We start from the raw sequence: 25,753 nt of genomic DNA, 5'->3' as shown, positions 1-25,753 counted from the left end.
TGGTAACTTAGCGCCATAAGCTTCATGAGAATTCGACATTTAGGGCCTTAACGGCTTGATTAAAAATGAATGTCATGCAGCAAACTTAGACCAATCCGGGGGAAGAAGTATGTCTGTATTACGCGCCGCCGTGCAGCGGGCCAGCCTGTCATGATCTCGATTTACGTATCTCTGGTATGGCACTGACCGCACAGACAGAGTCCGATCTGATTCATCAGCTACTCCACGCCATGGATGGAGTCGCTGTTATTGCTTTTGATGCCAAGCTGCATATTCGCTACGCCAGCCCATACGCCCTCCAGATTCTCAGCCTCAAATCCCCGTCGCGCGCCAAACTTCCTGCCAGCATAGGTCAGCGCGTGCTGGCCGAGCTACAGAAAAACAATCTCAAATTCACCCTGCAGCATGCCGTGGGCAATGCGCTCAAAAGTTTTTGTGTGCAGATCGCAACGCTGGAGCCAGCGACCGCAGGCGCCGACTATGTGCTTTACATGCAGGATGTCACCGAACGCTTTGCCAGCGAATACGAGCTGCGCAGCATGCTCAATCTGCTGCGTAAACTGATCGATGCCAGCCCCGACTACATCTGCCTGAAAGATGGTGCGGGCCGCTGGCTGCATGCTAATACCAGCGGACTTTCACTACTGCATCTCAATGGCGTCAACACCCAGGGCAAGACCGACCGCGAACTGGCCGATCTCACGCACCCCAATCTGCGTGACTTCATGCAGCACTGGCAGGCTGCGGATGAATATGTCTGGGAAACCGGCCAGCTGCTGCGGGAAGAAGAAACCGTACCGCTGCCCGGCGGTGACCGGGTGCTGGATGTGATCAAGGTGCCGCTGTTTCATGATGACGGCAGTCGCCATGGCATTGTCACCCTGGGGCGCGACATCACCGACCGCAAGCAGGTGGAGAGCCAGCTGCGACAGCGTAGCGCCATCCTTGATGCGCTGATCTCCTGCGACTGGCTGCTGCACTCTTCGGAATCCTGGCAAAAAGTCGCCGTCGGCGTGCTGGAACTGCTGGGGCTGGCTTCCCATGCCAGCCGGGCAGCCTTGCTGAAAAACAGCAGCGATATCGAAGCCGAAGCGCCTATTTCCGAACTGCTGCACCACTGGAATGCGCCTGGCTTCAAGCCACTGAGCGATGGCTACCACTGCATTGATTATCTGCGCGATGGTTGCAGCCGCTGGCTCAACATCCTGCAACAGGGCAGCCCGATTTTTGGCAATGCCGATGACTTCCCGCCCGACGAACGCCGCTTTCTGCTGAACCACGATAGCCAGTCTTTCGTCATCATCCCGATTTTCGTACATGCCCACTGGTGGGGCGTGATCATGATAGAGCGCGATCATGCGGCCTCGACAGTCACTTCGCAGGAGCTGGGTGCGCTGATGTCCATCGGCCGTTCGTTCGGCGTGGCGATTCAGCGCGAATCTTCCGACCACCGCTTGCATCAGGCCAAAATCGCCTTTGAAAGCACGGCTGAAGGCATTTTCATCACCGATGATGAGCTGCGCACCATCGCCATCAACCAGGGCTTTACCGACATCACCGGCTATACCGAGGATGATGTGCTGGGGAATATCCCCAATGTGCTGGAAGCCGACCTGAAAAAGCCCGAGCCACACCGCGAGATATGGAAAGCCCTGACGCGCGAAGGCCGTTGGCGCGGCGAATTCTGGAACCAGCGCAAGAACAACGAACAATATGCCGAATGGGTGACGCTCACCGCCGTTAACAATGAAGAAGGCAAGGTGATCAACTACGTTGGCGTGTTTGCCGACATCAGTGAAATCAAGCATTCGCAAAGCCGGCTCAATGAGCTGGTGAATCGCGATCCGCTCACCGGCCTGCCCAACCGCCGCCTGATGCATGAGCTGCTGGACCATGCCATCAAATATGCCGAGCGCGAGCAGAACGAGATTGCGCTGCTGTTTGTGGATCTGGATCGCTTCAAGGCGATCAACGACACCCTGGGCCATCAGATGGGCGACAAGCTGCTGTTTGAGGTGTCGCAACGCATACGCGCCGCGGTGCGCGACAGCGATGCGGTGGCCCGGCTCGGTGGCGATGAGTTTATTGTCATGATGGATGTGCTGCGCGAACGCGAAGATGCCGCCAAGGTCGCCAAGAAAATCATCAGCAGCCTGCAGAATGAGTTCCTGATTGATGGCCGCGAGCTGTTCATCAGCGCCAGCGTCGGCATTTCGGTTTACCCGGACGACAGCCTGGATGTGGATGGCCTGATCAAGGCCGCCGACATCGCCATGTATCAGGTGAAAAACAAGGGCAAGAACAACCATTGCTTCTACTCCGCTGACCTGAGCCAGAACGCGGTGGAACGCTTTACCCTGGAAAACCAGCTGCGTCGCGCGCTGGCACGGGATCAGTTTGAAGTGTATTACCAGGCCCAGGTATCGCTGGAAACCGGCCGCATTATCGGCGCCGAGTCGCTGATCCGCTGGATACACCCGGAGCTGGGCGTGGTATCGCCCGCCAAGTTCATCCCGCTGGCGGAAGAAACCGGGCTGATCATCCCCATCGGCGAATGGGTGCTGCGGCAATCGGCCATGCAGGTGAAGGAGTGGCACGACCAGGGCTTTGATATCGACTGGGTGTCGGTCAATGTCTCCGGCGTGCAGATACAGCGCAGCAATTTTGCCGATACCGTGTATGGCATTCTGGTGGAAACCGATTGCGAATCGCACCTGCTGGAGCTGGAGATTACCGAGAGCACCGTCATGCACAACACGGAATATGTGATTGATGTGTTTGATCGCATCAAGCATCTGGGGGTGCGGCTGGCGATTGACGACTTTGGCACTGGCTATTCGTCGCTCTCCCACCTCAAGCGTTTGCCGCTGGACAAGATCAAGATTGACCAGTCGTTTGTGCGCGACCTGCCCAATAACAGCGATGACGCGGCCATTGCCACCGCCATCAATGCCATGGCGCAGAGCCTGGGCTTTACCGTGATTGCCGAGGGGGTAGAAACACGGCAACAGGCGAGCTTTTTAAAGAAAATAGGGTGCCAGCAGGGTCAGGGCTATCTTTACAGCCGCCCCGTCACTGCCAGCGAATTCACTGCGCTCTTGCGAGCAGAACAACTCAACAATAAAAAATGAATCCGCAACAAAATCATTTCATCGATGTGAACCAGCTGAGGGTGGGGCTTTATGTCCACCTGGATCTCGGCTGGATGGACCACCCCTTCACCTTCAGCAACTTCAAGCTCAAGGATGAAGAGCAGATCGCCACCATCAAAAAAGTCGGCCTCAAACGCCTGCGTTACGACCCCAACCGCAGTGATTGCGACCCGCTGCCCATGCCCGAGCCCATCCTCTCGCCGCGAGGGCCGCTGGTGGAGCCGCCCGTGGAGCCTGTTTCCCATGACAGGCATCAGCCAGACCCGGGCTTGCGCCTGCAAGAACTGCAACATGCGCTGGATGAAAGCGAAAAGAAATTCCTGGCAGCCGCCAATGTGGCCAAGCAGGTGACGCGCAATATCCTGACGCAAACCCAGACCTCCCTGCAGCAGGCCAACACCTTGATAGAAGGCATGGTGGACTCGGTGCTGGGCGAGAGCGATATCGCGATTTATGCCATGAGCGGCAACCGCTCGGGGGATGAGCATTTCAACCACCCGCTGAATGTAACGACGCTGGCGCTGATGCTGTCCAAATCCATGGACATGTCGGAAGAACATGCCCGCACCCTGGGCCTGGCTGCGCTGTTTCATGACATCGGCAAGATCGAGATTCCCAACCGCCTGCTGATGAAAACCGAGCCGCTGACCAAGGCCGAGCAATCCTTCATGGAGCAGCATAGTGAAATTGGCGCGCGCATTGCCAAACAGTGCGGCATGTCCCCCGAAGTAGTCGAGCTGATACTGCATCATCACGAATATGCCGACGGCAGCGGCTATCCCAAGCGCCTGAAGATGAACGACATATCGCTGCTGGCGCGCCTGCTGGCCATCGTCAATGTCTACGACAACTTGTGCAACCCGGCGCTGACAAACAAGGCCCTCACCCCGTATGAAGCGCTGGCCTATATGTTTGCCCACCAGCGCAGCAAGTTCGATGAAAGCCTGCTGAAGCGCCTGATCAAATGCCTGGGCGTGTATCCGCCAGGCAGCGTGGTGCAGCTTTCCACCGGCCTGCATGGCATTGTGGTGTCGGTCAACATGGACAAGCCGCTGCGCCCCTTTGTCATGGTGCATGACCCGGCTTCGCCGACTGAGGAAAGCCAGCTGATCGACCTGCGCGACGACCCCAGCATCAATATCAGCCTCTGCCTCAAGCCTTCGCAGTTACCAGAGGATGCCATGCACTTCCTCAAACCGCGCAAGCGCCTGAGCTATTTCATCAGCAAGGATAATCAGATCGCAAGTTAACCAGATCGCAAGTCAAACCTGCGCTCAAGGCGAATCTGCAAGTGTAAAAAAACGGCGGCGAGTGTCCCCCACTCGCCGCCGTTTTTTGTTAGCCGGATGCGGTCCTGGCTTCCGTTAGAAATCCACGCTCAAGCCCACATTCACCGAGCGCCCCATGCCAGCCACAGGGCCAATTGCCCCCTGCCCGCCATTGGCATTCCAGTTGGCATAATCCGCGCCGCCCAAGGGCAGGTAGTAGAACTTGTCGAACAGATTGGTGACGCCGAGATCCAGCCGCGCCTTTTTCCATTGATAGCCAGTGCGCAGGTTCACCAGGGTGTAGCCTGCCGTTTTGGACTCAAAGCGTACGCTATCCACCGCGGTTTTACTGTCCACCAGTTGCAGATCAATGGCATTGCTCCAGGCACCGATACGCTGCTCCAGCAAGGCTTTGAACTGCAGCGGCATGATGTGATAGAGATCGTCGCCATTGCTGACGCGCTCGCCACGCGTCCAGCCCAGCGAGCCGCTGACACGGCCTTGGCCAAAGCGTGCGTTATCCCACAGGCTGCGCTTGAAGGCCGCCTCCACCCCGTAAAACTGGGCATCCTGATTCTGGAATTGCAGTAGTGCACGCGGCACGCCGCTGGCCAGATTGAAGGTTCCGATGCGATTCACGCCGATGTAATCCTGCACATAGGTGTAATACGGCGTGAGCTTGAGCTCCCATTGCGCTTGCGCGGCATCGTGCAGATTGAGCGTGGCACTGATGGTATTGGCGGTTTCCGGCTTGAGGTCAGGGTCCCCCACATAGCCATTGGCATCGCCAAACCAGCCTATCATGGTCATGGCCATGGTGCCGCGGCCCCAGGAATAGCGTTCATACAGACTGGGAGCGCGGTTTTTGCGGGCATAGCCGAAATCCACACTGGCGGTGTTGCTGGCGATATAGGTCGCCATGGCGGTGACGTCGATGTTCTGATCGGTGCGCGAGCGATTGCCGGCATTGAAAGCCTGGGCCGCCGCATTGTCGGTGGCGTTCATCATGCCGCCGTAGGACTGCACCTCGCCGGTGCTGGTGTGGACCACATCCTCGCGCAGGCCCAGCAGTGTGCTCCACTGATTGCTCCAGCTGGAGGCCACCTCGGCATACACGGCCACGCGATCGCGACGACCATTGTTGATATTCACATAGGTCTGCGGGCCCATCATCATGCTGCCCGGCACGGCAGGCCAGAAATCATCCAGCTTCTGGCGGTGGGCTTCGTTGCCAATGCGCAGGGTATGAATGGCATCCAGCGGCACCGTGGCCTTGATGCTATAGCCCATATCCTCGCCCTTGGTTTTCATGGGCATGGTGCCGGTCTTCTCGTTCGAGAAGAATCCCATCTCGTGATTCACATTCTGCCAGTAGAGGCGCGTATCCAGATCGCCCCAGGCAAACGTGCGGCTATAGCCGATATTGATGGCGTCAGACTGGTTATTGATCAGGTCCATGTATTGATTCACATAACCCTGGAACGGCACATCCTGATGGGTGAGTTTGACGGTCAACAGCTGGTCTTCACCGCGCGCCGCAACGTTGACCGTTTGCGTACGCCGGTCAAACTGGGTGGAGCGAACCTTGTTGCCGCGGCCATCTTCGTAACTGCCCGCACGGTCTATGGTGCCGGTAAAGCCCAGGCTCAGGCTGTCATTGGCAACAGAGGCGCTGAGGGCGGTGCTGAAGGCATTGTTATTGCTGCGATAGAGGCTGGAGAAACGGCCCTGGGTCACCAGCGTCTCGCCATTCCCGGCGAACACCGGAGTGGGCGAATTCAGCAGTATAGTCCCCGCGATGCTGTCGCCACCCTGGCTGACGGGGGTGATACCCGCCAGCACGCTGGCATTCGCCACGGTAGCAGGGGCAACATACGACAAGGGGGAGTTCATGTGATTGCCACAGGCAGCAGTCACCTCGGCGCCATCCACCAGGATTTTGATGCGGTCATCATTGAGTCCGCGTATCACCGGCAAGGCCGACACTCCGCCCGACTGGTAAAACTGCAGGCTGCCTTCAGCTGCCAGCACTTCGACCACATCTGCACTATTGAGCGGGCGCGCCCGCACAGGCTCGCTGTCTTTTTTGGCATCGACCACTACCTCGGGCAGTTTCACTGTCGCTTCTTCGGCGTACAGGCTGTTGCAGCTCATCGCGCTGATGGCGACGGCCACCGCGTATGGCAGATGTTTCATGCGGATTGCTTGTTTCATAGACTCCCTGTCTTTCTCATATCGCATGCCTGCAGGCGCAGGCTCATGTTGCGCAGGCATTCTAGCGAAGCAGGGGAAATTGAAAATGCGACATGATGTCGCACGCGCAGACGGGACGGGCCTGTCAGAAACGCCAGTGATTCAGATGGGAGACAATTCAGATGGGAGACAAAGCGGAAATCAGGAAACTCGGGATAAGAAGTGCGCCACGCATGAATATCCGCGTAGCCATGGATCCGCTAAGGCAGGCTGCGGCCCCAGTTGTCCAGCCAGTTTTTGGCTGGCCGGCCACTGATGGCTTGGACCTGATGGCGGGCATCATAAAAATAGGTGCGTGGCAGCTCGCCATACCAGGCGGGGTCCAGTTGGTAGCGCAGGCGATCGGCATCATTCCCGGCGAACTGCCAGCGGGCATGGGCTGGCAAGGCGAGCCCATCCATGAATGCTGCGGCTTCTGTTGCCTGACCGATATCGGTATTCACCGTGACCAAGGTAACGTGTGGATGCTGCCTGACCCAGGCGCCCAGCGTGCGCAAGTCCTCGGCGCAATAGGCGCAATCGAGTGACCACAAGGCGAGAATAAAGGGTTTGCGGGCGTATTGCTGTTCGAGTGCCCGGCGGCTCTCCCCTTGCCAGGGCTGAAAGTCAGCCGCCATGGCCCAGCGGCTACCGACCACGGATACCACCATCAGCAAGCCGATCAGGGCAATCTCCCGCGCCATGCCACGCGCAACACGGCCACAGATGGCAGCCAGGTCACGCATGCTCACGGCGCCGTCTCCAGCGGCTTCACAAGCAGGCCATCACGGGCGGTATTCCAGGCCAGATAGACCTGGGTGCCGCGCATGAGCAGCATGGGGTAATCGGCACTGCCTGCGGTGCTGAGCATGGCTTCGGCCTGACCCCAGCTGCGGCCGCCATCTTGCGAGCGCATCAGGTAAAGGCGGCTGCCGTCGGCTTCCATCTCGCGCCAGGCCAGCCATACGGCATCGCCACGGCTGATCAGCGCGGGATGTCCCGCCTGTTTGCTGCCATCGCCTATGCGTTTGGCGGGAGAGGATACCCAGGCTTCGCCGTCCATGCGGGCGTAAAACAGGCCGGGCATTTTTTCGCGATTATGCGTGCCACCGTCAAACCAGGCCATGTGCCAGCCCCAGTCGCCGCCTTGCGCCAGCGCCGGACCATGGTGCGGGCAGGCGTCTATCTGCCAGTTGCCAAAGCTGGCGCGTTTGATGGCATCCGCAGCGACGGGCTTGGTATTGAATCTGGCAATGGCATGGTCGCGCACGCCGCCCTCGAACACATGGCGCCATAACGCCACGGCATCGCCCGAACCGTCATCCGGGGTCACCAGCGCAATGCGGCAACATTCGCAACTGCTATCGGCCAGCTTGCGCTCGGCAGCAAAACTGGCGCCACCATCGTCCGATACCGCGTAATAGATCGCAGCACCCGCATAGGGTTTAGCCGCGGCTTGCGCCGCCAGCAGATCACGCTTGTCCACCCAGGCAACGTACAGGCGATCCTGGGCCTGCCCCGGCACGCGGCTGACGGCCAGCGCATCAAAGCGATGGGTTATCTCGGCGCGGTCCTGATGCACGATAAACGGTGGCTCAAAGTGCTTGCCGCCATCCACGGAGCGGGCAAACCAGATATAGCCGGTATAGGGTTTGGGCAGCGCCTGCGTCCAGGTGACATACAGATGCCCCCCTTGCCCCAGGGCGAGCTTGGGTTTGGCATCGCCATCCACGCCGATTTTTTGCGCGTCAGGATTCACCACGCGCGGCGTATCAAAATGCTGGCCGTTATCGGGCGAGCTATCCACCAGAACATGGCCGTCTTTTACCGAGGCGCGCCACAAGGTCCCTTGCGCATCGAAGACCAGGGATATGGCGAGGGGCGCTGCCGCAGCGCCGTGATCGTGCCCTTCATGGGCAAGGGCAAGACTAGCCGCCAGCAGTGCTGGCAAACCCAGCAAAAACAATACAATCGCCCGGCAGATTGCCGGTAAAACCATCAGCATGCGCATGCAAATCCGTTATCAGTAATCAAACTTGAGTTGGGCAAAGGCCGTGCGTTGCGGGTAAGGGTGAAACACATAGGCCTTGTCGTTGTTGAGATTATCGACGCCCAGCGCCGCTGTCCAGCGGTCAGCAAATTTATACGCCATGCGCACATCCACAAAAAAGAAATGACTGGCGCCACCATAGGTATCGGGGTTGCTATCGCTGTTATCCAGATAGGTGTACTGGCGACCGCTGTAGCGCAATGCCAGGCTATAGGTAAGCGCCTGCCCCTGATGATAGGTCGCCACTGCCTTGGCGACGGCATTGGGGATGCGCGGCGGGCGATTGCCTTCGGTATCAGGGTTGGCGCTATTGCGCAGAATTTCCGCTTCGGTCATGGTCAGGCTGCCACCCAGGTCCAGCCCATGTACAAACACATCCTGCCATTGCGTTGCGAGTTCAATGCCGCGGGTACGTATCAGGTCCACATTCTGGATAAAGCTGCAGGTGGCGCTGCCACAGGCACTAACCCCGTTAGTAACGGTTTGCGAGATCAAGGCATCGTGCTTGTTTTCCTGAAACAACGTGGCGCGCAGATAGCCTTTGGCAAAGCGCCTCTCGGCAGAAAGCTCGGCCGACAGCACCCGCTCCGGCTGCAAGTCAGGATTGCCCTGCACCAGATTGCTGCCACTGGTAATACTCTGGAACAGTTCGCTCACGGTAGGAAAGCGATAGGCACGCCCCAGGGCGGCGTTGAAACCCCAGGCAGGCTCAGGCTCAAAGCTCAGGGCCAGCTTGGGCGAAAACGCACGCTCCTGCTTGTCGGCGTAATCGCTGGTTTGCAGGCTGCCGCCCACGGTCGCCTGATTCTGCCCATTCCATGCCCGCCAGTCTTCATAGCGTCCGCCGGCTGTCAGTTTCCAGCGGGGGGCAAAGCGCCAGGCATCCTGCACATACAGCGCCTGGGTCATGGTATCGCCACGCGAAGCACTATTGCGTGTAGTGGTAGTGGCGCTGCTCCAGTCGCTGGCGTTATCCGTCACGCTGCGCAGGGCATAGTGATCAATGTGATAGCCCACATCCACCTGATGTGCACCGCGACTCAGGGTGCCCTGGGCGTCGGCCGCGGTCCAGCCGGTCCCCTGCATGTCCTGCACTGTGCCCACACTGCTCAGGGTTGGGTTGTTGGCGGTTGAGGTACGGCTTTCATCGCGGTTGTAGCGGTAATCGGAAAGGCCGAGCTGCCATTGCCAGCCGCCATCCGCTTTGGATTGCAACTGCAAGGCCTGCATCAGATGCACGCTGTTGGCGGCGGTGGGGTTGAGGCCGCGCACACTGTAGGTATTGCCGCCGATACTGACATTGCCGTTGTAAAACGCGGCGCCGCTGGCGGTGCGCAGATAACTGTCCACCCGGGTATCGGAATCCAGCTGCCACAAGCCCACGGTATAGCGCGCCTGCAAACTGGGGCTGATGTCATACGCCAGCTTGAGCTTGAGGTTGTCCTGCACCGAGTGGTCTATGCCATAGGCGCCAAACACCAGGCGGGAGACGCCCTTTTCACTGACATCGCGATAGGCGCCAGTCACCGCAGTACCGGCACCACCCGTGGTGGCCGTTGCCACGGCAAACTGCATGGGCTGGCCCCAGGTATCCAGATGATCCACCCCCAGCCAGAAAGAAAGGTCGTTGATGCGGTTACCGACAGAAGCGCTGGCATGCTTGCCCTCGTTGTTTTGCTTGGTACCATAAAGATCGAAGCGCTGCGTGAACCATTGCATGTTGGCATGCGCTTCAAACTTCTGTGGCATGCGCGTCTGGATATTCACCACCCCGCCCATGGAGTTGCCCGCATACAGCGAGGAATACGGCCCATACATGACATCCACCTGCTGGATTTCCTCCGGCGACACCATGCCCCAGCGCGGCGGATAGGCAAAGGAGTTGCCAAGCAGGTTGGACAGCAGAATACCATCGGCATACAACAGCGTTTGCGCGCTGGATAAGGTACCCGCCGTGCGGCTGGCGATAATGCCATTGCGGTCGCCAATATAGCGCTCGCGCACCTGCAGGCTGGGCAGGTATTTGATGGTTTCAGCGGCCGTGGCGGCGTTAGTGGTCTCGGCAATCTGTTGCGCGGTGACGCTTTCGATGACCGCGGGCACGCGCTGGTTGGTTTCAGTGGCACTGCGCGTGGCCGTCACTTCCAGCGGATCCAGCACCACGGTTTCGTTATGGTCGGCATGCGCAGGCCCTGCCCCAGTGACAAGGGCGCCGCAGACAAGTGAGTGAATGATGCAGGCAGTTGTTTTCATGCCCGAAATTGTAGGGTCTGCCCCACGGCGCCACCATGCGACATGTTGTCGCACCCATCACCCTCTGGCCCACATGCAGCAAGCCCGCTGTGGCAATTTGCCGCAGCGATGCGCCGCCAACTTGGGTTAGAATCCCCGGCATGTTCGCGTCCACGTCATCCTCGCTTGCCACCCGCACCAATCTGCGCCGCCTGCTCAGGCTGCGGCTCGTCATGACCGTGGTGCTGGGCGCCGCCGCCGCCATTGCCATGCTGTATTACGATGTGGCGCTGCCCATGCATACCGTGGTGGGCGCCATGCTGCTGATGCTGATACTGAATGGCATGACCTGGTGGCGTTTGCGTCACCCCATGCCGGTATCCGACATTGAATTGCTTATGCAGCTGTTACTGGATATGGGCGTGCTCAGTGTGCTGTTCTACAAGGCAGGCGGCTACACCAATCCCTTTGTCTGGATGTATCTGCTGCCACTGATTGTCGCGGCCGTCGCCCTGCCCTCGCGCTTTGTCTGGCTGGTCGCCTCTCTGGCCATCGCCTGCTACAGCGGCCTGATGTTCTGGTATCAGCCGCTACCTTCGACCATGCCGAGCATGATGCCAGGCATGGACATGTCGCAGATGGATATGGACATGCACATGATGCATATGCACGCCAGCCAGAGTGGATTCAGCGTACATCTGGTCGGCATGTGGGCAGGCTTTGTGGTGTCTGCCAGCGTCATTGCCATTTTTGTGGAGCGCATGGCACGCAGCCTGCGCGAGTATGACCGCTTGATGGCAGAAGCCCGGGAACAGGCACTGGAAAGTGAGCGCATGCTCGCGCTCGGCGCCCTGGCAGCCGGGGCTGCACACGAGCTGGGCACACCACTTGCCACCATGGCGGTAGTCACCGAAGAGCTACGGCAAACCCATACCGATAATACCGAGCTGACAGAATCACTTGATCTGTTGCGCAAGGAAATCAACCGCTGCAAGGGCATTTTGTCCTCGCTCTCCGGCTCGGCGGGCGAGTTGCGTGCCGAGGCAGGGCTGAGTCGTCCGCTGGATGCGTTTTTGCAGGATACCTTCAGCCGCTGGCAGGATATGCGCCCGGCCATTCCGCTGGCGCTGGATCAGCAAGGCAGCAGCCCTGCGCCGCAGATTGTGGCTGACCGGGCTTTGAGCCAGGCCATCTGCAATCTGCTGGATAATGCGGGCGATGCCTCGCCGGATGGCATCAGCGTGCATGCGCGCTGGCGAGCCGACTGGCTGGAGCTGCAGATTGTTGATAATGGCCCCGGCCTCAACAGCGTGGCACAGGCGCGGCTGGGTGAGCCGGGGTTCACCACCAAGGCGGCAGTGCATCTGGAATCCAGCATGCACACCTCCGCAGACAGGGAAAGCGTGGGCGGCCTGGGGCTGGGCGTGTTCCTGGCTAAATCCGTGATTGAGCGCCTGGGCGGCAGCCTGCAATTCAGCAATCGTGAGCAGGGCGGCACGCTCACCAGCGTCAGCCTGCCATTACGGAGATTGTCGCATGAGTGAGATGGACGAACTCCCCAGCCTGTTGCTGGTAGATGATGACGAAACTTTTACCCACGTGCTGGCCCGCGCCATGACCAGGCGCGGCTTTGCCGTCAGTGTGGCGCATGATGCGGTGCAGGCCATGAGCATGGCGACCGCCAATCCCCCCGAATATGCCGTGCTTGACCTGAAAATGCCCGGGGATTCCGGACTGACGCTGATCCGCCAGCTGAAAGCCCTGGATGAAGAAACCCGCATAGTGGTGCTGACCGGCTATGCCAGCATTGCTACGGCGGTTGAGGCGGTCAAACTGGGGGCGACCTACTACCTTGCCAAGCCGGCCGATGCCGATGAAATCCTGCAGGCGCTGGAGCGTAAAGAAGCCGATGACACCATTCCGCTCGCCGCCAACCCCTTATCGGTAGACCGCATGGAGTGGGAGCATATACAGCGCGTGCTGAAAGAGCATGACGGCAATATCTCGGCCACGGCGCGCAGCCTTAACATGCACAGGCGCACCCTGCAGCGCAAATTGAACAAACATCCGACGCGCCAGTAAGCCACACAAAAACTATCAAACATAAGGTATTGATATATTTATTTTATATCGCCCAAATCAGGCCCAAATTAATAACCATATTTAAATAAGGCCTATTATAATAAGCCCAGCCAAACTACTATGCCGAATGATGAATAATCGCTGGATATCGCATCTGACATCGCTCAAGGCGCATCGCCGATATAGTCGTCTGGCCATCGAAATTACGGTGATCCTGCTCGCAAAAGTAGTACTGCTTTACCTGCTCTGGTGGGCGTGCTTTTCACACCCCATCGCCAAGCAGGACAGGCAGGCAGCGGTCACCCGCATAATAATGAGCACCTCAAAATAGGAGTCATGTCATGCTACCCTCGGCAGAAGTCGTCGATCTCTCGCGGCTGCAGTTCGGCGCCACCGCACTCTACCATTTCCTGTTTGTCCCCCTGACGCTCGGGCTTTCCTGGATGCTGGTGATCATGGAATCCGTATATGTGATGACTGGCAAGCAGGTTTACCGGGACATGACCAAGTTCTGGGGCAAGCTGTTCGGCATCAACTTTGCCATGGGGGTCACCACCGGTATCACCATGGAATTCCAGTTTGGTACCAACTGGGCGTATTACTCGCATTACGTCGGCGATATTTTCGGCGCGCCGCTCGCCATTGAAGGTCTGATGGCTTTCTTCCTCGAATCCACCTTTGTCGGCCTGTTTTTCTTCGGCTGGGATCGCCTGAGCAAGAAGCAGCATCTGGTCGTGACCTTCCTGGTGGCCCTTGGCTCCAATCTTTCCGCGCTGTGGATCCTGATTGCCAATGGCTGGATGCAGAACCCGGTGGGCGCTGAATTCAACTTTGAAACCATGCGCATGGAAATGACGAATTTCGCGCATCTGCTGTTCAACCCCGTAGCCCAGGTCAAGTTCGTGCATACCGTGGCAGCGGGTTACACCACGGCGGCCATGTTTGTGCTCGGCATTTCGTCGTGGTATCTGCTGAAAAAGCGCGATACCGCATTTGCCCTGCGCTCGATTGCGGTCGCTTCCGGCTTTGGGCTTGCCTCCATCCTCTCGGTGATTATTCTGGGCGATGAATCCGGCTACGCCACCGGCGAAGTGCAAAAGGTCAAGCTGGCCGCGGTGGAAGCCGAATGGCATACCGAGCAGCCACCCGCATCCTTTACCCTGTTTGGCCTGCCCAACCAGAAAGAGGAACGCACCGATTACGCCGTCAAGATTCCATACGTGATGGGCATCATCGCCACCCGCTCGCTGGATGAGCCCGTGGCCGGCCTGGTGGATATCAAGCGTGAAAACGAAGACCGCATCCGCAACGGCATGGTGGCCTATGCTGCCCTGCAGAAGTTGAAGGGCGGCGATACCAGCGCCGAAGCCGTCGCGGCTTTCAACGCAGTCAAGGATGATCTGGGCCATGGCCTGCTGCTGAAGAAATACACGCCGAATGTCGTCGATGCGACAGACGAGCAAGTTAAGCTTGCCGCCGCCGACACCATCCCCAATGTGTTCGTGCTGTTCTGGAGCTTCCGTGTCATGGTGGGCCTGGGCGTGCTGATGCTGTTCATGCTGGGTGCCGCGTTTTACTACTCGGCCAAACGCACCATTGCCAGCAAAACCTGGCTGCTGCGCCTGGCAGTAGCCGCGATCCCCGTGCCCTGGATTGCCGCCGAAATGGGCTGGGTGGTGGCGGAAATGGGCCGTCAGCCATGGACGATTTCCGGCATTCTGCCCACGCATCTGTCCACCTCATCGCTCAACACCGGCGAACTCTATTTCAGCATTGCCGGCTTTCTCGGCTTCTATACCCTGCTGCTGCTGATCGAGTTGTTCCTGATGTTCAAGTACGCGCGACTCGGGCCGTCCAGCCTGCATACCGGTCGCTATCACTTTGAAGTTTCTTCGCGTGCTGCTGCTTAAGGAAAAATCATGAGCGAAATCATCGACTATCAAACCCTAAAGCTGGTCTGGTGGCTGTTTGTGGGCGTATTGCTGATTGGCTTTGCCATCATGGATGGCTTTGACATGGGCGTCACCACCTTGCTGCCCTTTCTGGGAAAAACCGACGACGAGCGTCGTGTCATCATCAACTCGGTGGGCCCGGTATGGGAAGGTAACCAGACCTGGCTGATCACCGCAGGTGGCGCCATTTTTGCGGCGTGGCCGCTGGTGTATGCCGCGGCGTTCTCCGGTCTCTACGTGGCTTTGCTGCTGGTATTGTTTGCCCTGTTTTTCCGCCCGGTAGGCTTTGATTACCGCAGCAAGATGGAAAGCCCTGCGTGGCGCAATAGCTGGGATTGGGCCTTGTTCGTCGGCGGCTTTGTGCCATCGCTGGTGTTTGGCGTGGCCTTTGGCAATCTGCTGCTGGGCCTGCCGTTTCATTACGACGACACGCTGCGTTCGTTTTACACCGGCAGCTTCTGGGCATTGCTTAATCCGTTTGCCCTGCTCTGCGGCCTGGTCAGCCTGACCATGCTGCTGATGCACGGTGCGATATACCTGCAACTGCGTACCGAAGGTGTAGTGCAAAAACGCGCAGCGCGCGCAGCCCGCATCAGCGGCATCACATGCGCCATTCTGTTTGCGCTGGCAGGCCTGTGGCTGGCGGCCGGCATTGAGGGTTACAGATTGCTGCAGATTCCAGACGTGAATAACGCCATCAACCCACTGCACAAAACGGTAGAAAAAGTGGCCGGGGCCTGGCTCAGCAATTACAGCACCTATCCCTGGATGACGCTGGCACCCACCGTCGGCTTCGCTGGCATTGCGCTGGCCCTGCTGAGTGCGGCCAAAAAATGGGAGCGCTGCGCTTTTGTCTTCAGCAGCCTGGCGCTGGCGGGGATTATCCTCACGGCCGGTTTCTCCATGTTTCCGTTCATCATGCCCTCCAGCACCGATCCGGTAAGCAGCCTGACCCTGTGGGATGCGGTCTCCAGCAAGAAGACACTGGGCATCATGTTCATCGTGACCCTGATTTTCCTGCCGCTGATCCTGATCTATACCTCCTGGGTATTCCGCGTACTGCGCGGCAAGATCACGGTACAGCATATCCGCGATAACTCGCATACTGCCTATTAAAGGAGCACGCACATGTGGTATTTCACCTGGATACTGGGCGTCGGACTGGCGCTGGCATTTGGCATCATCAATGTCATGTGGCTCGAATCGGAGCTGCCATTTGAAGAGCAGGACACTGAATAGCTAATCAGGCCTGCCGTTTCAATTCATCACTGGTTTCATCTCCGCTGTGGGCGGTTTCTCTAGGAGAAACCGCCTTATTTTTTTATAGTCAGCCAGGTAGGATTTATTTGATCAGTTTTACTTATTGATTACATCAAAACAATCAACTTCAGATATCAATCAAGTTTCATTACTATGGCACCCATACCAAGGCGCCACTGCCAGGTTATCAACCCAGATAAGGAGAAATGTAATGAGCAAAGACATCTTGACCACCTCTGCCGGGGCTCCGGTACCCGATGACAACAACAGCATCAGTGTCGGTGCACGTGGCCCACTGACCTTTGACAATCACTACCTTTTCGAAAAGCTGGCACACTTCAACCGTGAGCGCATTCCCGAGCGCGTAGTGCATGCCCGCGGCACCGGCGCTTACGGCACTTTCACCTTGAGCAAGAGCCTCAAGGATTACACCATCGCCAGCTTTTTGCAGGATGTGGGGCAAAAGACCGAAGTATTCTTGCGCTTCTCTACCGTAGGTGGCGGCCAGGATTCCAGCGACTATGCACGTGATCCTCGCGGCTTTGCCGTCAAGTTCTACACACCGCAAGGCAACCTGGATATTGTGGGCAACAATACGCCCGTGTTCTTTTTGAATGACCCGATCAAGTTTCCGGACTTCATCCACAGCCAGAAAAAAGACCCGCGCACCAATTTGCCCAACCCGGCCAATGCCTTCGAATTCTGGGCCAATCACCCGCAATCCTTGCATCAGATGACCATCCTGATGTCGGACCGTGGCATCCCGGCTTCGTACCGCCATGTACACGGCTTCAGCTCACACACACTGAGCTTCTGGAACAAGGATGGCCAGCGCTACTGGATCAAATGGCACTTCAAGACCAATCAGGGCATCAAAACCCTGACCAATGAAGAAGCAGCCAAGATGCCAGCGTTTGGTGCCCAGAAGGATCTGGTGGATGCGATTGATCGCGGCGATTTCCCCAGCTGGACAGTGAAGTTGCAGATCATGTCGGAAGCCGAAGCAAAGGGTTATCACATCAACCCGTTCGACTTGACCAAGGTCTGGCCGCACAAGGATTTCCCCTTGATCGAGATTGGTCAGCTGGAGTTGAACCGCAATGTGCGCAACTACTTTGCCGAAACCGAGCAAGCTGCCTTCGCACCCAGCAATCTGGTGCCTGGTGTAGGTGCCTCGCCGGACAAGATGTTGCAGGCCCGCTTGCTGGCTTATCAGGATGCGCATCGTTACCGCGTGGGTGTTAACGCCAACCAGTTGCCAGTCAATGCTCCGCGTTGCCCGGTTAACCACTACCAGCGCGATGGCGCCATGGCAGGCATGGGTTGCCCGGCACATGGTCATGAAAATGCCTTCCTCGGCTCGCCGAATTTCTACCCGAATGATCGGGCAGCCGAAGGTGCGCCAGTCCCCGCAGCGGAATTTGCACCACCGCCGATGCCGGTATTGGAACAAGCATGGATTGGCTACCACGACCAGAGCCAGGAAGACTATTACACGCAGGCCGGTGAACTCTTCCGCTTGATGAACGACGATCAGAAGCAACAGTTGTTCAACAATATTGCCGGTGGCTTGTCGCAAGCCAATGCAGATATTCAGGCGCGTGTACTTGCGCAGTTTGAAAAAGCCGACCCGGCTTATGCTGCTGGCGTGAAAAAGGCGATTGCCGCTATTTCGTAATTTTCCGCCATGAAAAAGCCCCGCATTCCGAAAGGATGCGGGGCTTTTTTACCTTTTTACTTTTTTACCTTCGCTGATCCCCCATACGGTGGGGGCATACATACACTCAGGGCAGATAACGCGTTTTGCAGGTTTTTTTGCTTTCATCGCAAAGGGCCGCAGATTTCATGGACTCACGATAGAGCTTGGCGTGAGCCGCATCAATCGCCCATAGCGAGCTCTGCTTCTCGGCTTCGGATTGAGGGCGCCAGCTGTACTGCACTTTGTAAATGAAATTCTTGCTTTCGTAAAAAGCGACAAAAGCGCCTTCCCCCAGTGGGGCATTTTCGGACGGTTTGCCACAATATCCCCCGCCGAGTGCAGAATAAAGCCCGTTGGCCGTCGTGGTCCGCATGGTGATCTCCTCATATCCCGCACATGAGCCAGACAAGCGCTTGACCATGCCTATCAATGCCACGTCCGCCACCTTGAGTTTGGCATCGCGAATTTCCTTCATGGTCTGCGCAGAAGGATAGGGTTTTCTGATAATGGAAAGATGCCCGGTTTTCCAGGTTTCGACATCTTCTCCTGGCGGCGCGTATTCCACGAAATACTCGCCTTTGGGGTCGCCCTCCATCCAGACGATTTTCCAGCCAGCTGGCGGCGTCACATCGAGACGCTCGCCCTTTACATTGAATGGCATGCCCACCACAGTTTCCGCGAACGCAGGCAGCGCGGACTGAAGACTAATGCACGCAGCTGCCATCAAAATGCAGATTATCCTGATCATTCCGCACATGTCCCTTCGATGTTGTTGATAAGCCCGGTTTGCGGGTTAATGTGGATTTGCAGACTATTTTTCACCAGACGTATATCCTCTTTGTCCTGCCAGCCAAACACCACGTTGTCTTTGCTGAGACTGACAAAGTAAGGGTCTCCCAGCAGCTTTACCACATCTGCCTGCCTCATGCCTACATGCACTTTTTTAGCATCCGTACAATTGATATGGGGTTCAATGCCGCACGCAGTTTGCAAAAACAGCAGGCCGATGTAAAAACAGAAGCGTGGCATGGATTTCAAAGCAGACGTCCAGCACTCGCACATGTCATCCAAGATTGTTTCCATTTCCGGAATTCTGATTTCAAGACTGCATCATTTATTGGAACACCAGACTATTGCATACTGTCCCACATGAAGTTGTGCCGTTCGGCACAGTCTCTTCTGTTTTCTAATAATTCTGCGGAGGTTATCCCCATGGCAAAAGCAATTGGTTATGCCGCTTACGATCCCAAGAAGCCGTTGGCCCCTTTTAATTTCGAACGTCGCGAGGTAGGTGCCAATGATGTCGAAATCGAAATCCTGTTTTGCGGCGTTTGCCACTCGGATTTGCACCAGGTACGCGATGAATGGGGCAACTCGACTTTCCCCATGGTGCCGGGGCATGAGATTGTTGGCCGCGTGACCAAGGTCGGCAGCGCCGTCACCAAGTTCAAGGCAGGGGATCTGGCGGGTGTAGGCTGTCTGGTGGACTCTTGCCGCAGCTGCCCGGATTGTGAAGACAGCCTGGAGCAATACTGTAACCACGCGGTGTTTACCTACAACTCACCGGACAAGCAAATGCCAGGGCAATCCACCTATGGCGGTTACTCCAACCTGATCGTGGTGGAGCAGCGTTTTGTGCTCAAGGTATCGGAAAAACTGGACCTGGCAGCAGTCGCGCCTTTGCTGTGTGCTGGCATCACCACCTACTCCCCCCTGCGCAATTGGAAGGTCGGCCCGGGTCAAAAGGTCGGTGTGGTCGGCCTCGGCGGCTTGGGTCACATGGCCGTGAAATTTGCGCATGCCTTCGGCGCTCATACCGTGCTGTTCACTACCTCAGCCAGCAAGGTGGAAGATGCCAAGCGCCTGGGTGCGGATGAAGTCGTGATCTCCAAAAACCCGGAAGAAATGGCCAAGCACGCACAGAGTTTTGATTTTATTCTGAATACCGTGGCCGCACCGCATGATCTGGATCAATACACGGCGCTGCTGAAGCGCGATGGCACGCATTGCCTGGTTGGCGTGCCGGATAGCCCTCACCCGACGCCGAACATTGGCAACCTGATCTTCAAGCGTCGCTCGCTGGCGGGCTCGCTGATTGGCGGCTTGCGCGAAACCCAGGAGATGCTGGATTTCTGCGCCGAGCACAATATCACCTCGGACATTGAGTTGATCAAAATCCAGGACATCGAGAATGCGTTTGCACGCATGTTGAAGAGTGACGTGAAATACCGCTTTGTGATTGATCTGGCCAGCCTGAAACAGGCCGCCTGATAAAAAAGCGATGCACTGCCCGCCCCCGCCGCCTTGCGCCGGGGGCTTTTTATTATCTGCCCGACATTCAGGTACACTGGCGGATCCATTGATACACAGGACAACATTATGGCCGGTAGCAGCTTGCTCACCCTGATCGACGACATTGCCACTATTCTGGATGACGTTTCCGTCATGACCAAGGTAGCCGCCAAGAAAACCGCCGGGGTACTGGGCGATGATCTGGCGCTCAATGCCCAGCAGGTGGCCGGAGTAAAAGCTGACCGCGAACTGCCCGTGGTGTGGGCCGTGGCCAAGGGATCCTTCATCAACAAGCTGATACTGGTGCCGACGGCGTTGTTGATCAGCGCATTTTTGCCCTGGGCCATCACGCCTCTGCTCATGCTGGGAGGCGCATTTTTGTGTTTTGAAGGCTTTGAAAAAATCGCGCACAAATACCTGCATGGCGCTGAAGAAGAAACCCGACACGCTGCACAAGCCCAGGCACTGAGCGACCCCGCTGTTGATATGGTGAGTTTTGAACGCGACAAGATCAAGGGTGCGGTGCGTACCGACTTTATCCTGTCGGCAGAGATCATTGTCATCACGCTGGGGACAGTGGCTGGAACCACTCTTGCCAAGCAAATCTCGGTGCTCACCGGCATCGCGGTCATCATGACAGTCGGCGTGTATGGTCTGGTGGCGGGTATCGTCAAACTGGATGATGGCGGGCTTTATCTGGCACAGCGTCGTGGAGCGTCGTTATGGGCCGTATTCAGCCGCAGCCTGGGGCGCTTGCTGCTGGCGGGTGCACCATGGCTGATGCGCACACTTTCCGTGGTGGGTACCGCGGCGATGTTCATGGTGGGCGGCGGCATACTGGCGCATGGCTTGCCCTGGCTGCATCACCTCGCGGCAGATGTGCAAAGCACGGTAAGTGCCAGCGCAGGCAATGCGGTTGCCTTGCTGGCGACGATTACACTGGATGCCATTACTGGCATCGTGGCAGGTGGATTGATCGTGCTGGTGGTGACTATTATTCAGCGGCTGATACGCCGCAAGTAATCTGCGTGAAGGCGGCAGCCCTTATGAAAACCACGAACAGGGCTGAGGAATGCTCAGCCCCGAACGGGTTGCAAAGGCTCGAAGCTTAGCGAAGCAGAGTTGATGCAATAGCGCAGCCCGGTAGGCTTGGGGCCATCAGGAAACACATGCCCGAGATGCGCATCGCAGACATTGCACAGCACCTCGGTGCGTATCATGCCGTGGCTGATGTCCCGCTTCTCACGCACATTGCCCGGGTCTAGTGGCTCAAAATAGCTGGGCCAGCCACAGCCCGCATCAAACTTGGTATCCGAGGCAAACAACGGCGTACCACAGCACACACAGCGATACACTCCAGGCTCAAAGCGAAACGCATATTCACCGGTGCCAGGACGCTCGGTAGCGGCTTTGCGGGTGACTTCATATTGCAATGGCGTCAGCTGGGCGCGCCATTCTTCATCGGTTTTGATGACAGTTGCCATGATGTTCTCCTCACGATCAGCCTGACGTTTTGCCATCAGGGTTTCGATCAGTTTTAACCGAAGCGCTGTTCGAGCCATGGGTCCGCCTCGTTGTGATATCCACGCACTTCCCAGAAACCGGGACGGTCTTCCGCATGCAGTTCAATGGCCTTCAGCCATTTGGGGCTCTTCCAGGCATAACGTTTGGGCACGACCAATCGCACCGGCCCGCCATGCTCAATACTCAGCGGCTGACCAAACACGCTGTGGGCAATGATCACATCATCATCCAGCAGGGCTTCCAGCGGCAGGTTGGTGGTGTAGCCATCGTAGCAATGCAAGGTCACAAAGCCAGCCTCAGGCAAGGGGCCAGCGCGCAGCAACAGTTCGCTGGCCGATATACCTGCCCATTCCATATCCAGTTGCGACCAGCGGGTAACGCAATGAAAGTCCGATACATCTTCTATCTGCGGCATGGCCTGATAGGCAGCCCAATCCAGCGTGATGTCATGCTGCACCAGGCCAAACACGCGCAATGACCACTCATTCAAGGGAATATCAGGCTGGATGCCCAGATCAAGCACGGGGAAATTCCTGACCTCGGTCTGCCCAGCAGGAATGCGCGCGTTGGCGCTGACCTTGCCCGGCTTTTGCAAGCCGCGCTTGGCGACGGCGACTTTGGCAGCAATGAGTTTTTCCCAATCCGGCATGTGATGGCTCCTGTGGACTAGCCCGCCCGGGCCGTCGGTTAGAAAAGAGGGTCAGGACTTCTTTTTGAAGCTGTCCAGAATCAGCAGGGCGACGCCCACGCAGATCGCCGAATCGGCCACATTAAACGCGGGCCAATAGAAACTCTGGTAATGGAAGAACAGGAAATCCACCACATAGCCCAGCGTCAGTCGGTCATACAGGTTGCCCAGCGCCCCGCCTAATACTAGGGCCAGCGCAAAACAGAAAAGTTTCTGTGTGGGATGGCGGCGCAGCATGAACAGGATAATGCCCGATGCAATCAGGGCAATCGCACTGAAAAAGACGCGCTGCCAGCCGCCAGCCTGGCTGAGGAAGCTGAATGCCGCGCCTTCGTTGTGGTACCGCACCAGATCAAAAAACGAGGTAATCGGCAGATGCTCGCCATAAGCAAATGCCTTGACCACCAGATGCTTGGTATAGAGATCGAGCGCAATGACCGCCGCGCTAAGCGCCAGCCATTTACGCATGCTGACGTGGCTCACCGGCACCAAACAGATTGCTGACGCAGCGGCCGCAGAGGGTCGGATGCTCAGCATGCGCGCCAACATCAGCGCGGTAATGCCAGCAACGATCGCACTTGGCATGCGCGCTTGGCGCTACCTGGATTTCAACTGGGCCGCCTTGACGCAGATGCAAGGTCGCGCGCGAGGTGATCAGCACAAAGCGCAAATCGTCGCCCAGGCGAGCCAGCGAAGCATGGACGGCACCATCGGCATAAATATCCAGCTCAGACTGCAGCGAGGAGCCTACCAGGCCAGCAGCGCGCTTTTCTTCAATCGCCTTGTTGGCCAGTGAACGCACCTGTGTGATGTCTCCCCAGACACGGATATCTTCATCGCTCATGCCATGCGCAGGCAGCGTGTACCACTCTTCCTCAAACACGCTATCGTCCGCGCTCAAGCCCAGCGTCTGCCAGATTTCATCGGCGGTAAAGCTGAGGATAGGCGCCATCAGGCGCATCAGCCCGTGCGTGATATGGTAGAGCGCGCTCTGCGCGGCACGGCGCGCATGCGAACTGGCGCCGGTGGTGTAGAGGCGATCTTTCAGGATATCCAGGTAGAAACCGCCCAGGTCTTCTGAACAGAAGCCGACAAATTTCTGCACCGCGAGGTGGAACTCATACTTGTCGTAATCCTTGACGATGGATTCCTGCAGTTGCGTGGTCAGCACCAGCGCGTAGCGGTCGATTTCCAGCCATTGATCCACGGGCAGCAAATCCTTGCTGGCATCAAAGTCAGCCAGATTTGCCAGCAGGAAGCGCAAGGTATTGCGAATGCGACGATAGCCTTCGGCCACGCGCTTTAGGATTTCATCGGAGATGGTCAGCTCGCCGGAGTAATCAGTGGAAGCCACCCACAGACGCAGGATATCGGCGCCATAAGTGTCCATCACCTTTTGCGGCGCCACGACATTGCCCTTGGATTTGCTCATCTTGTGACCAGCACCATCCACGACAAAACCATGTGTCAGCAAGGCGTTATACGGCGCGCGGCCATCGATGGCACACCCCGTCAGCAGGCTGGACTGGAACCAGCCGCGATGCTGGTCCGAGCCTTCCAGATACAGATCAGCCGGGCTGCGCAGCTCTTCACGCCGCTTCAGCACAGCCGCATGCGTGGCGCCGGAATCAAACCAGACGTCCAGGGTATCGGTGACTTTTTTGTATTGCCCGGCATTGTCCGGCGCATGCTGGGCGAGGAAGGCAGCGCCATCCAGCGAGAACCAGGCTTCGACGCCCTGTTGTTCCACTTGCAGCGCGACGGTTTCCAGCAGGCGCATGGTGTCAGGATGCAGCTCGCCGGTTTCCTTGTGCACGAACAGCGGCATGGGCACACCCCAGTTGCGCTGACGCGACACGCACCAGTCCGGACGATTCTTGATCATGGCTTCCAGGCGCGCACGTCCCCATGTCGGGAAGAACTCGGTGGCATCGACCGCCTGATTGGCATGTTCACGCAGGCTGGTGCCGGTCTTGTCCTGGGCATTCATGCCGATAAACCATTGGTGTGTTGCTAGTTGCATCAACGGTGTCTTGTGGCGCCAGCAATGCGGGAAGCTGTGATTCAGACGCGCGCTGGCAAACAGCACACCGTTTTCCTGCAGCTTGGCGAGGATGACCTTGTTGGCTTCCTGACGGTTGAGGCCACGGATCGCTTCCAGTTCAACCAGATCACTAGTGAAGAATTTGCCATCCCCACCGATAAGCACCAATGGCTTTTCATTCGGGTAATGTGCACGCATCACCAGCCAGTCGTCGTTACCATGGGCAGCCGCCGTATGCACGAGGCCGGTACCAGCATCGGTGGTGACATGCTCCCCCGTGATCACGGGCACCTGACGATTATCGAAAGGATGCTGCAGCATAAAGCCCATGAGGCTGGCGCCTTTGCAACTGCCCAGCGTCGTCGCATCTTCTTCGCCATAACGCTTGAGCGTAGCCTCAGCCAGGGCATGCGCTAACACCAGCAAGCCCTTGCTGGTGCGGATCACATCATAATCCAGCTCCGGATGCACGCTCACTGCCTGATTGGCAGGCAGGGTCCAAGGGGTTGTCGTCCAGATGACGGCATACACGTCACCGTCCAATGGCGTATCAAAAACGGCACTCAGTGCAGCGTTGTCAACAAAGCGAAACCCCACATCTATGGCAGGCGAATTGACATCCTCGTACTCCACTTCGGCTTCGGCCAACGCAGAGCCGCAGTCCACACACCAGTGCACGGGTTTGCTGCCCTGATACAGGTAACCATTCTGATAGATCTCGCCAAGAGCGCGCATGATGTCGGCCTCGGTCTTGAAATCCATGGTCAGGTAGGGATGATCCCAATCGCCGAGTACGCCCAGGCGGATGAAATCCTTCTTCTGGCGCTCGATCTGTTCCTTGGCATATTCGCGGCACAGCTCGCGGAAACGGGCAGGATCAATATTCTTGCCGTGCTGCTTTTCCACCATGAGCTCGATAGGCAGGCCATGGCAATCCCAGCCCGGCACATAGGGCGCATCAAAACCGCTCAGGGTCTTGGATTTGACGATGATGTCCTTCAGGATTTTGTTAACGGCATGACCGATATGAATATCCCCGTTGGCATACGGCGGGCCATCATGCAGGATGAATTTCTGCTTGCCCTGACGTGCCTTGCGGATGCGCTGGTAAAGTTTTTTATCCTGCCAGGCTTTCAGCCAGCCTGGCTCACGCTTGGCGAGATCGCCACGCATGGGGAAGCTGGTTTCCGGCAAATTAAGCGGGTATTTGGTTTCGTCGGTCATGAACGCGTATCTTTAAGTTGAGCCGTATGGTTTGCAAAAGTGAAACGGTATTAT

At 57.4% G+C, this 25,753-nt stretch carries 21 protein-coding genes; 11 read left to right on the top strand and 10 right to left on the bottom strand.

Translation table 11 applies throughout. The annotated features are described in order from the left end of the window. The first annotated feature begins 176 nt into the window (after positions 1-176). Together MPQ_RS02755 and MPQ_RS02750 are read left to right on the top strand one after the other, a co-directional pair. Positions 177-3,131 (top strand): EAL domain-containing protein, encoded by a 2,955-nt coding sequence (locus MPQ_RS02755; protein ID WP_013441371.1) that lies wholly within the window; start codon positions 177-179, stop codon positions 3,129-3,131. Next, positions 3,128-4,402: an HD-GYP domain-containing protein gene (locus MPQ_RS02750; protein ID WP_013441370.1), complete on the top strand. Its 1,275-nt coding sequence runs from the start codon at positions 3,128-3,130 to the stop codon at positions 4,400-4,402. The genes MPQ_RS02755 and MPQ_RS02750 overlap by 4 nt, the downstream gene beginning before the upstream one ends. A gap of 114 nt (positions 4,403-4,516) precedes the next feature. Here MPQ_RS02750 and MPQ_RS02745 read toward each other — a convergent pair whose 3' ends face one another. The 4 genes from MPQ_RS02745 to MPQ_RS02730 all read right to left on the bottom strand — a co-directional run bounded on the left by MPQ_RS02745 (position 4,517) and on the right by MPQ_RS02730 (position 10,955). Beyond that, positions 4,517-6,616: a TonB-dependent receptor gene (locus MPQ_RS02745; RefSeq protein WP_013441369.1), complete on the bottom strand. Its 2,100-nt coding sequence runs from the start codon at positions 6,614-6,616 to the stop codon at positions 4,517-4,519. Positions 6,617-6,873: 257 nt separating this feature from the next. Next, positions 6,874-7,398 carry a hypothetical protein gene (locus MPQ_RS02740; RefSeq protein WP_238525367.1) on the bottom strand — a complete coding sequence of 175 codons (525 nt, stop codon included), beginning with the start codon at positions 7,396-7,398 and terminating at the stop codon, positions 6,874-6,876. A gap of 2 nt (positions 7,399-7,400) precedes the next feature. Next, positions 7,401-8,663 (bottom strand): hypothetical protein, encoded by a 1,263-nt coding sequence (locus tag MPQ_RS02735; protein ID WP_013441366.1) that lies wholly within the window; start codon positions 8,661-8,663, stop codon positions 7,401-7,403. Positions 8,664-8,675: 12 nt separating this feature from the next. Continuing rightward, entirely contained in the window at positions 8,676-10,955 is a 2,280-nt protein-coding gene (locus MPQ_RS02730; protein ID WP_013441365.1) for a TonB-dependent receptor, read from the bottom strand. 140 nt (positions 10,956-11,095) lie between these two features. Here MPQ_RS02730 and MPQ_RS02725 point away from each other — a divergent pair, with 140 nt between their 5' ends. The 7 genes from MPQ_RS02725 (at position 11,096) to MPQ_RS02695 (ending at position 17,906) form a co-directional block, all read left to right on the top strand. Further along, on the top strand, positions 11,096-12,478 hold the full coding sequence (locus MPQ_RS02725) for an ATP-binding protein (RefSeq protein WP_013441364.1): 1,383 nt from the start codon (positions 11,096-11,098) through the stop codon (positions 12,476-12,478). Beyond that, positions 12,471-13,016 carry a response regulator transcription factor gene (locus MPQ_RS02720; protein WP_041361972.1) on the top strand — a complete coding sequence of 182 codons (546 nt, stop codon included), beginning with the start codon at positions 12,471-12,473 and terminating at the stop codon, positions 13,014-13,016. The genes MPQ_RS02725 and MPQ_RS02720 overlap by 8 nt, the downstream gene beginning before the upstream one ends. 127 nt (positions 13,017-13,143) lie before the next feature. Beyond that, positions 13,144-13,347: a cytochrome oxidase putative small subunit CydP gene (gene cydP / locus MPQ_RS14245; RefSeq protein WP_015829423.1), complete on the top strand. Its 204-nt coding sequence runs from the start codon at positions 13,144-13,146 to the stop codon at positions 13,345-13,347. A gap of 10 nt (positions 13,348-13,357) precedes the next feature. Then, complete coding sequence (locus MPQ_RS02710) at positions 13,358-14,926, top strand: cytochrome ubiquinol oxidase subunit I (RefSeq protein ID WP_013441361.1); 1,569 nt, start codon at positions 13,358-13,360, stop codon at positions 14,924-14,926. A gap of 9 nt (positions 14,927-14,935) precedes the next feature. Beyond that, positions 14,936-16,084, top strand: coding sequence for a cytochrome d ubiquinol oxidase subunit II (gene cydB / locus MPQ_RS02705; protein WP_013441360.1), 1,149 nt, complete (start codon positions 14,936-14,938; stop codon positions 16,082-16,084). 12 nt (positions 16,085-16,096) lie between these two features. Next, positions 16,097-16,207, top strand: a complete 111-nt coding sequence (cydX, locus tag MPQ_RS13645) for a cytochrome bd-I oxidase subunit CydX (protein WP_015829420.1) — start codon at positions 16,097-16,099, stop codon at positions 16,205-16,207. Between the two features lie 232 nt (positions 16,208-16,439). Further along, entirely contained in the window at positions 16,440-17,906 is a 1,467-nt protein-coding gene (locus MPQ_RS02695; protein WP_013441359.1) for a catalase, read from the top strand. 106 nt (positions 17,907-18,012) lie between these two features. Here the strand turns inward: MPQ_RS02695 and MPQ_RS02690 are convergent, their stop codons facing one another. Both MPQ_RS02690 and MPQ_RS02685 read right to left on the bottom strand, forming a co-directional pair. Further along, complete coding sequence (locus tag MPQ_RS02690; RefSeq protein ID WP_148211140.1) at positions 18,013-18,588, bottom strand: hypothetical protein; 576 nt, start codon at positions 18,586-18,588, stop codon at positions 18,013-18,015. Positions 18,589-18,671: 83 nt separating this feature from the next. After that, positions 18,672-19,010: a hypothetical protein gene (locus MPQ_RS02685; protein WP_015829417.1), complete on the bottom strand. Its 339-nt coding sequence runs from the start codon at positions 19,008-19,010 to the stop codon at positions 18,672-18,674. A 129-nt stretch (positions 19,011-19,139) separates the two neighbouring features. Here MPQ_RS02685 and MPQ_RS02680 point away from each other — a divergent pair, with 129 nt between their 5' ends. Further along, positions 19,140-20,198, top strand: a complete 1,059-nt coding sequence (locus MPQ_RS02680; RefSeq protein WP_013441356.1) for an NAD(P)-dependent alcohol dehydrogenase — start codon at positions 19,140-19,142, stop codon at positions 20,196-20,198. A gap of 108 nt (positions 20,199-20,306) precedes the next feature. Then, positions 20,307-21,242, top strand: coding sequence for a DUF808 domain-containing protein (locus MPQ_RS02675; protein ID WP_013441355.1), 936 nt, complete (start codon positions 20,307-20,309; stop codon positions 21,240-21,242). A 53-nt stretch (positions 21,243-21,295) separates the two neighbouring features. On the opposite strand, the gene msrB is transcribed toward MPQ_RS02675, so the two are convergent. From msrB to ileS, 4 genes are read right to left on the bottom strand one after another with little or no spacing between them, the layout of a single operon-like run. Next, complete coding sequence (msrB, locus tag MPQ_RS02670) at positions 21,296-21,703, bottom strand: peptide-methionine (R)-S-oxide reductase MsrB (protein ID WP_041362546.1); 408 nt, start codon at positions 21,701-21,703, stop codon at positions 21,296-21,298. Between the two features lie 53 nt (positions 21,704-21,756). Beyond that, positions 21,757-22,392, bottom strand: coding sequence for a sulfite oxidase-like oxidoreductase (locus tag MPQ_RS02665; RefSeq protein WP_013441353.1), 636 nt, complete (start codon positions 22,390-22,392; stop codon positions 21,757-21,759). Positions 22,393-22,443: 51 nt separating this feature from the next. After that, positions 22,444-22,899, bottom strand: coding sequence for a signal peptidase II (lspA, locus tag MPQ_RS02660; protein WP_049821862.1), 456 nt, complete (start codon positions 22,897-22,899; stop codon positions 22,444-22,446). Continuing rightward, positions 22,892-25,699: an isoleucine--tRNA ligase gene (gene ileS, locus MPQ_RS02655; protein WP_013441351.1), complete on the bottom strand. Its 2,808-nt coding sequence runs from the start codon at positions 25,697-25,699 to the stop codon at positions 22,892-22,894. Before ileS ends, lspA begins: the two co-directional genes overlap by 8 nt. Positions 25,700-25,753 lie beyond the last annotated feature (54 nt).

This window comes from Methylovorus sp. MP688 (genome assembly GCF_000183115.1).
GTDB lineage: Bacteria > Pseudomonadota > Gammaproteobacteria > Burkholderiales > Methylophilaceae > Methylovorus > Methylovorus glucosotrophus.
This window is presented reverse-complemented; position numbering and strand designations above follow the sequence as displayed.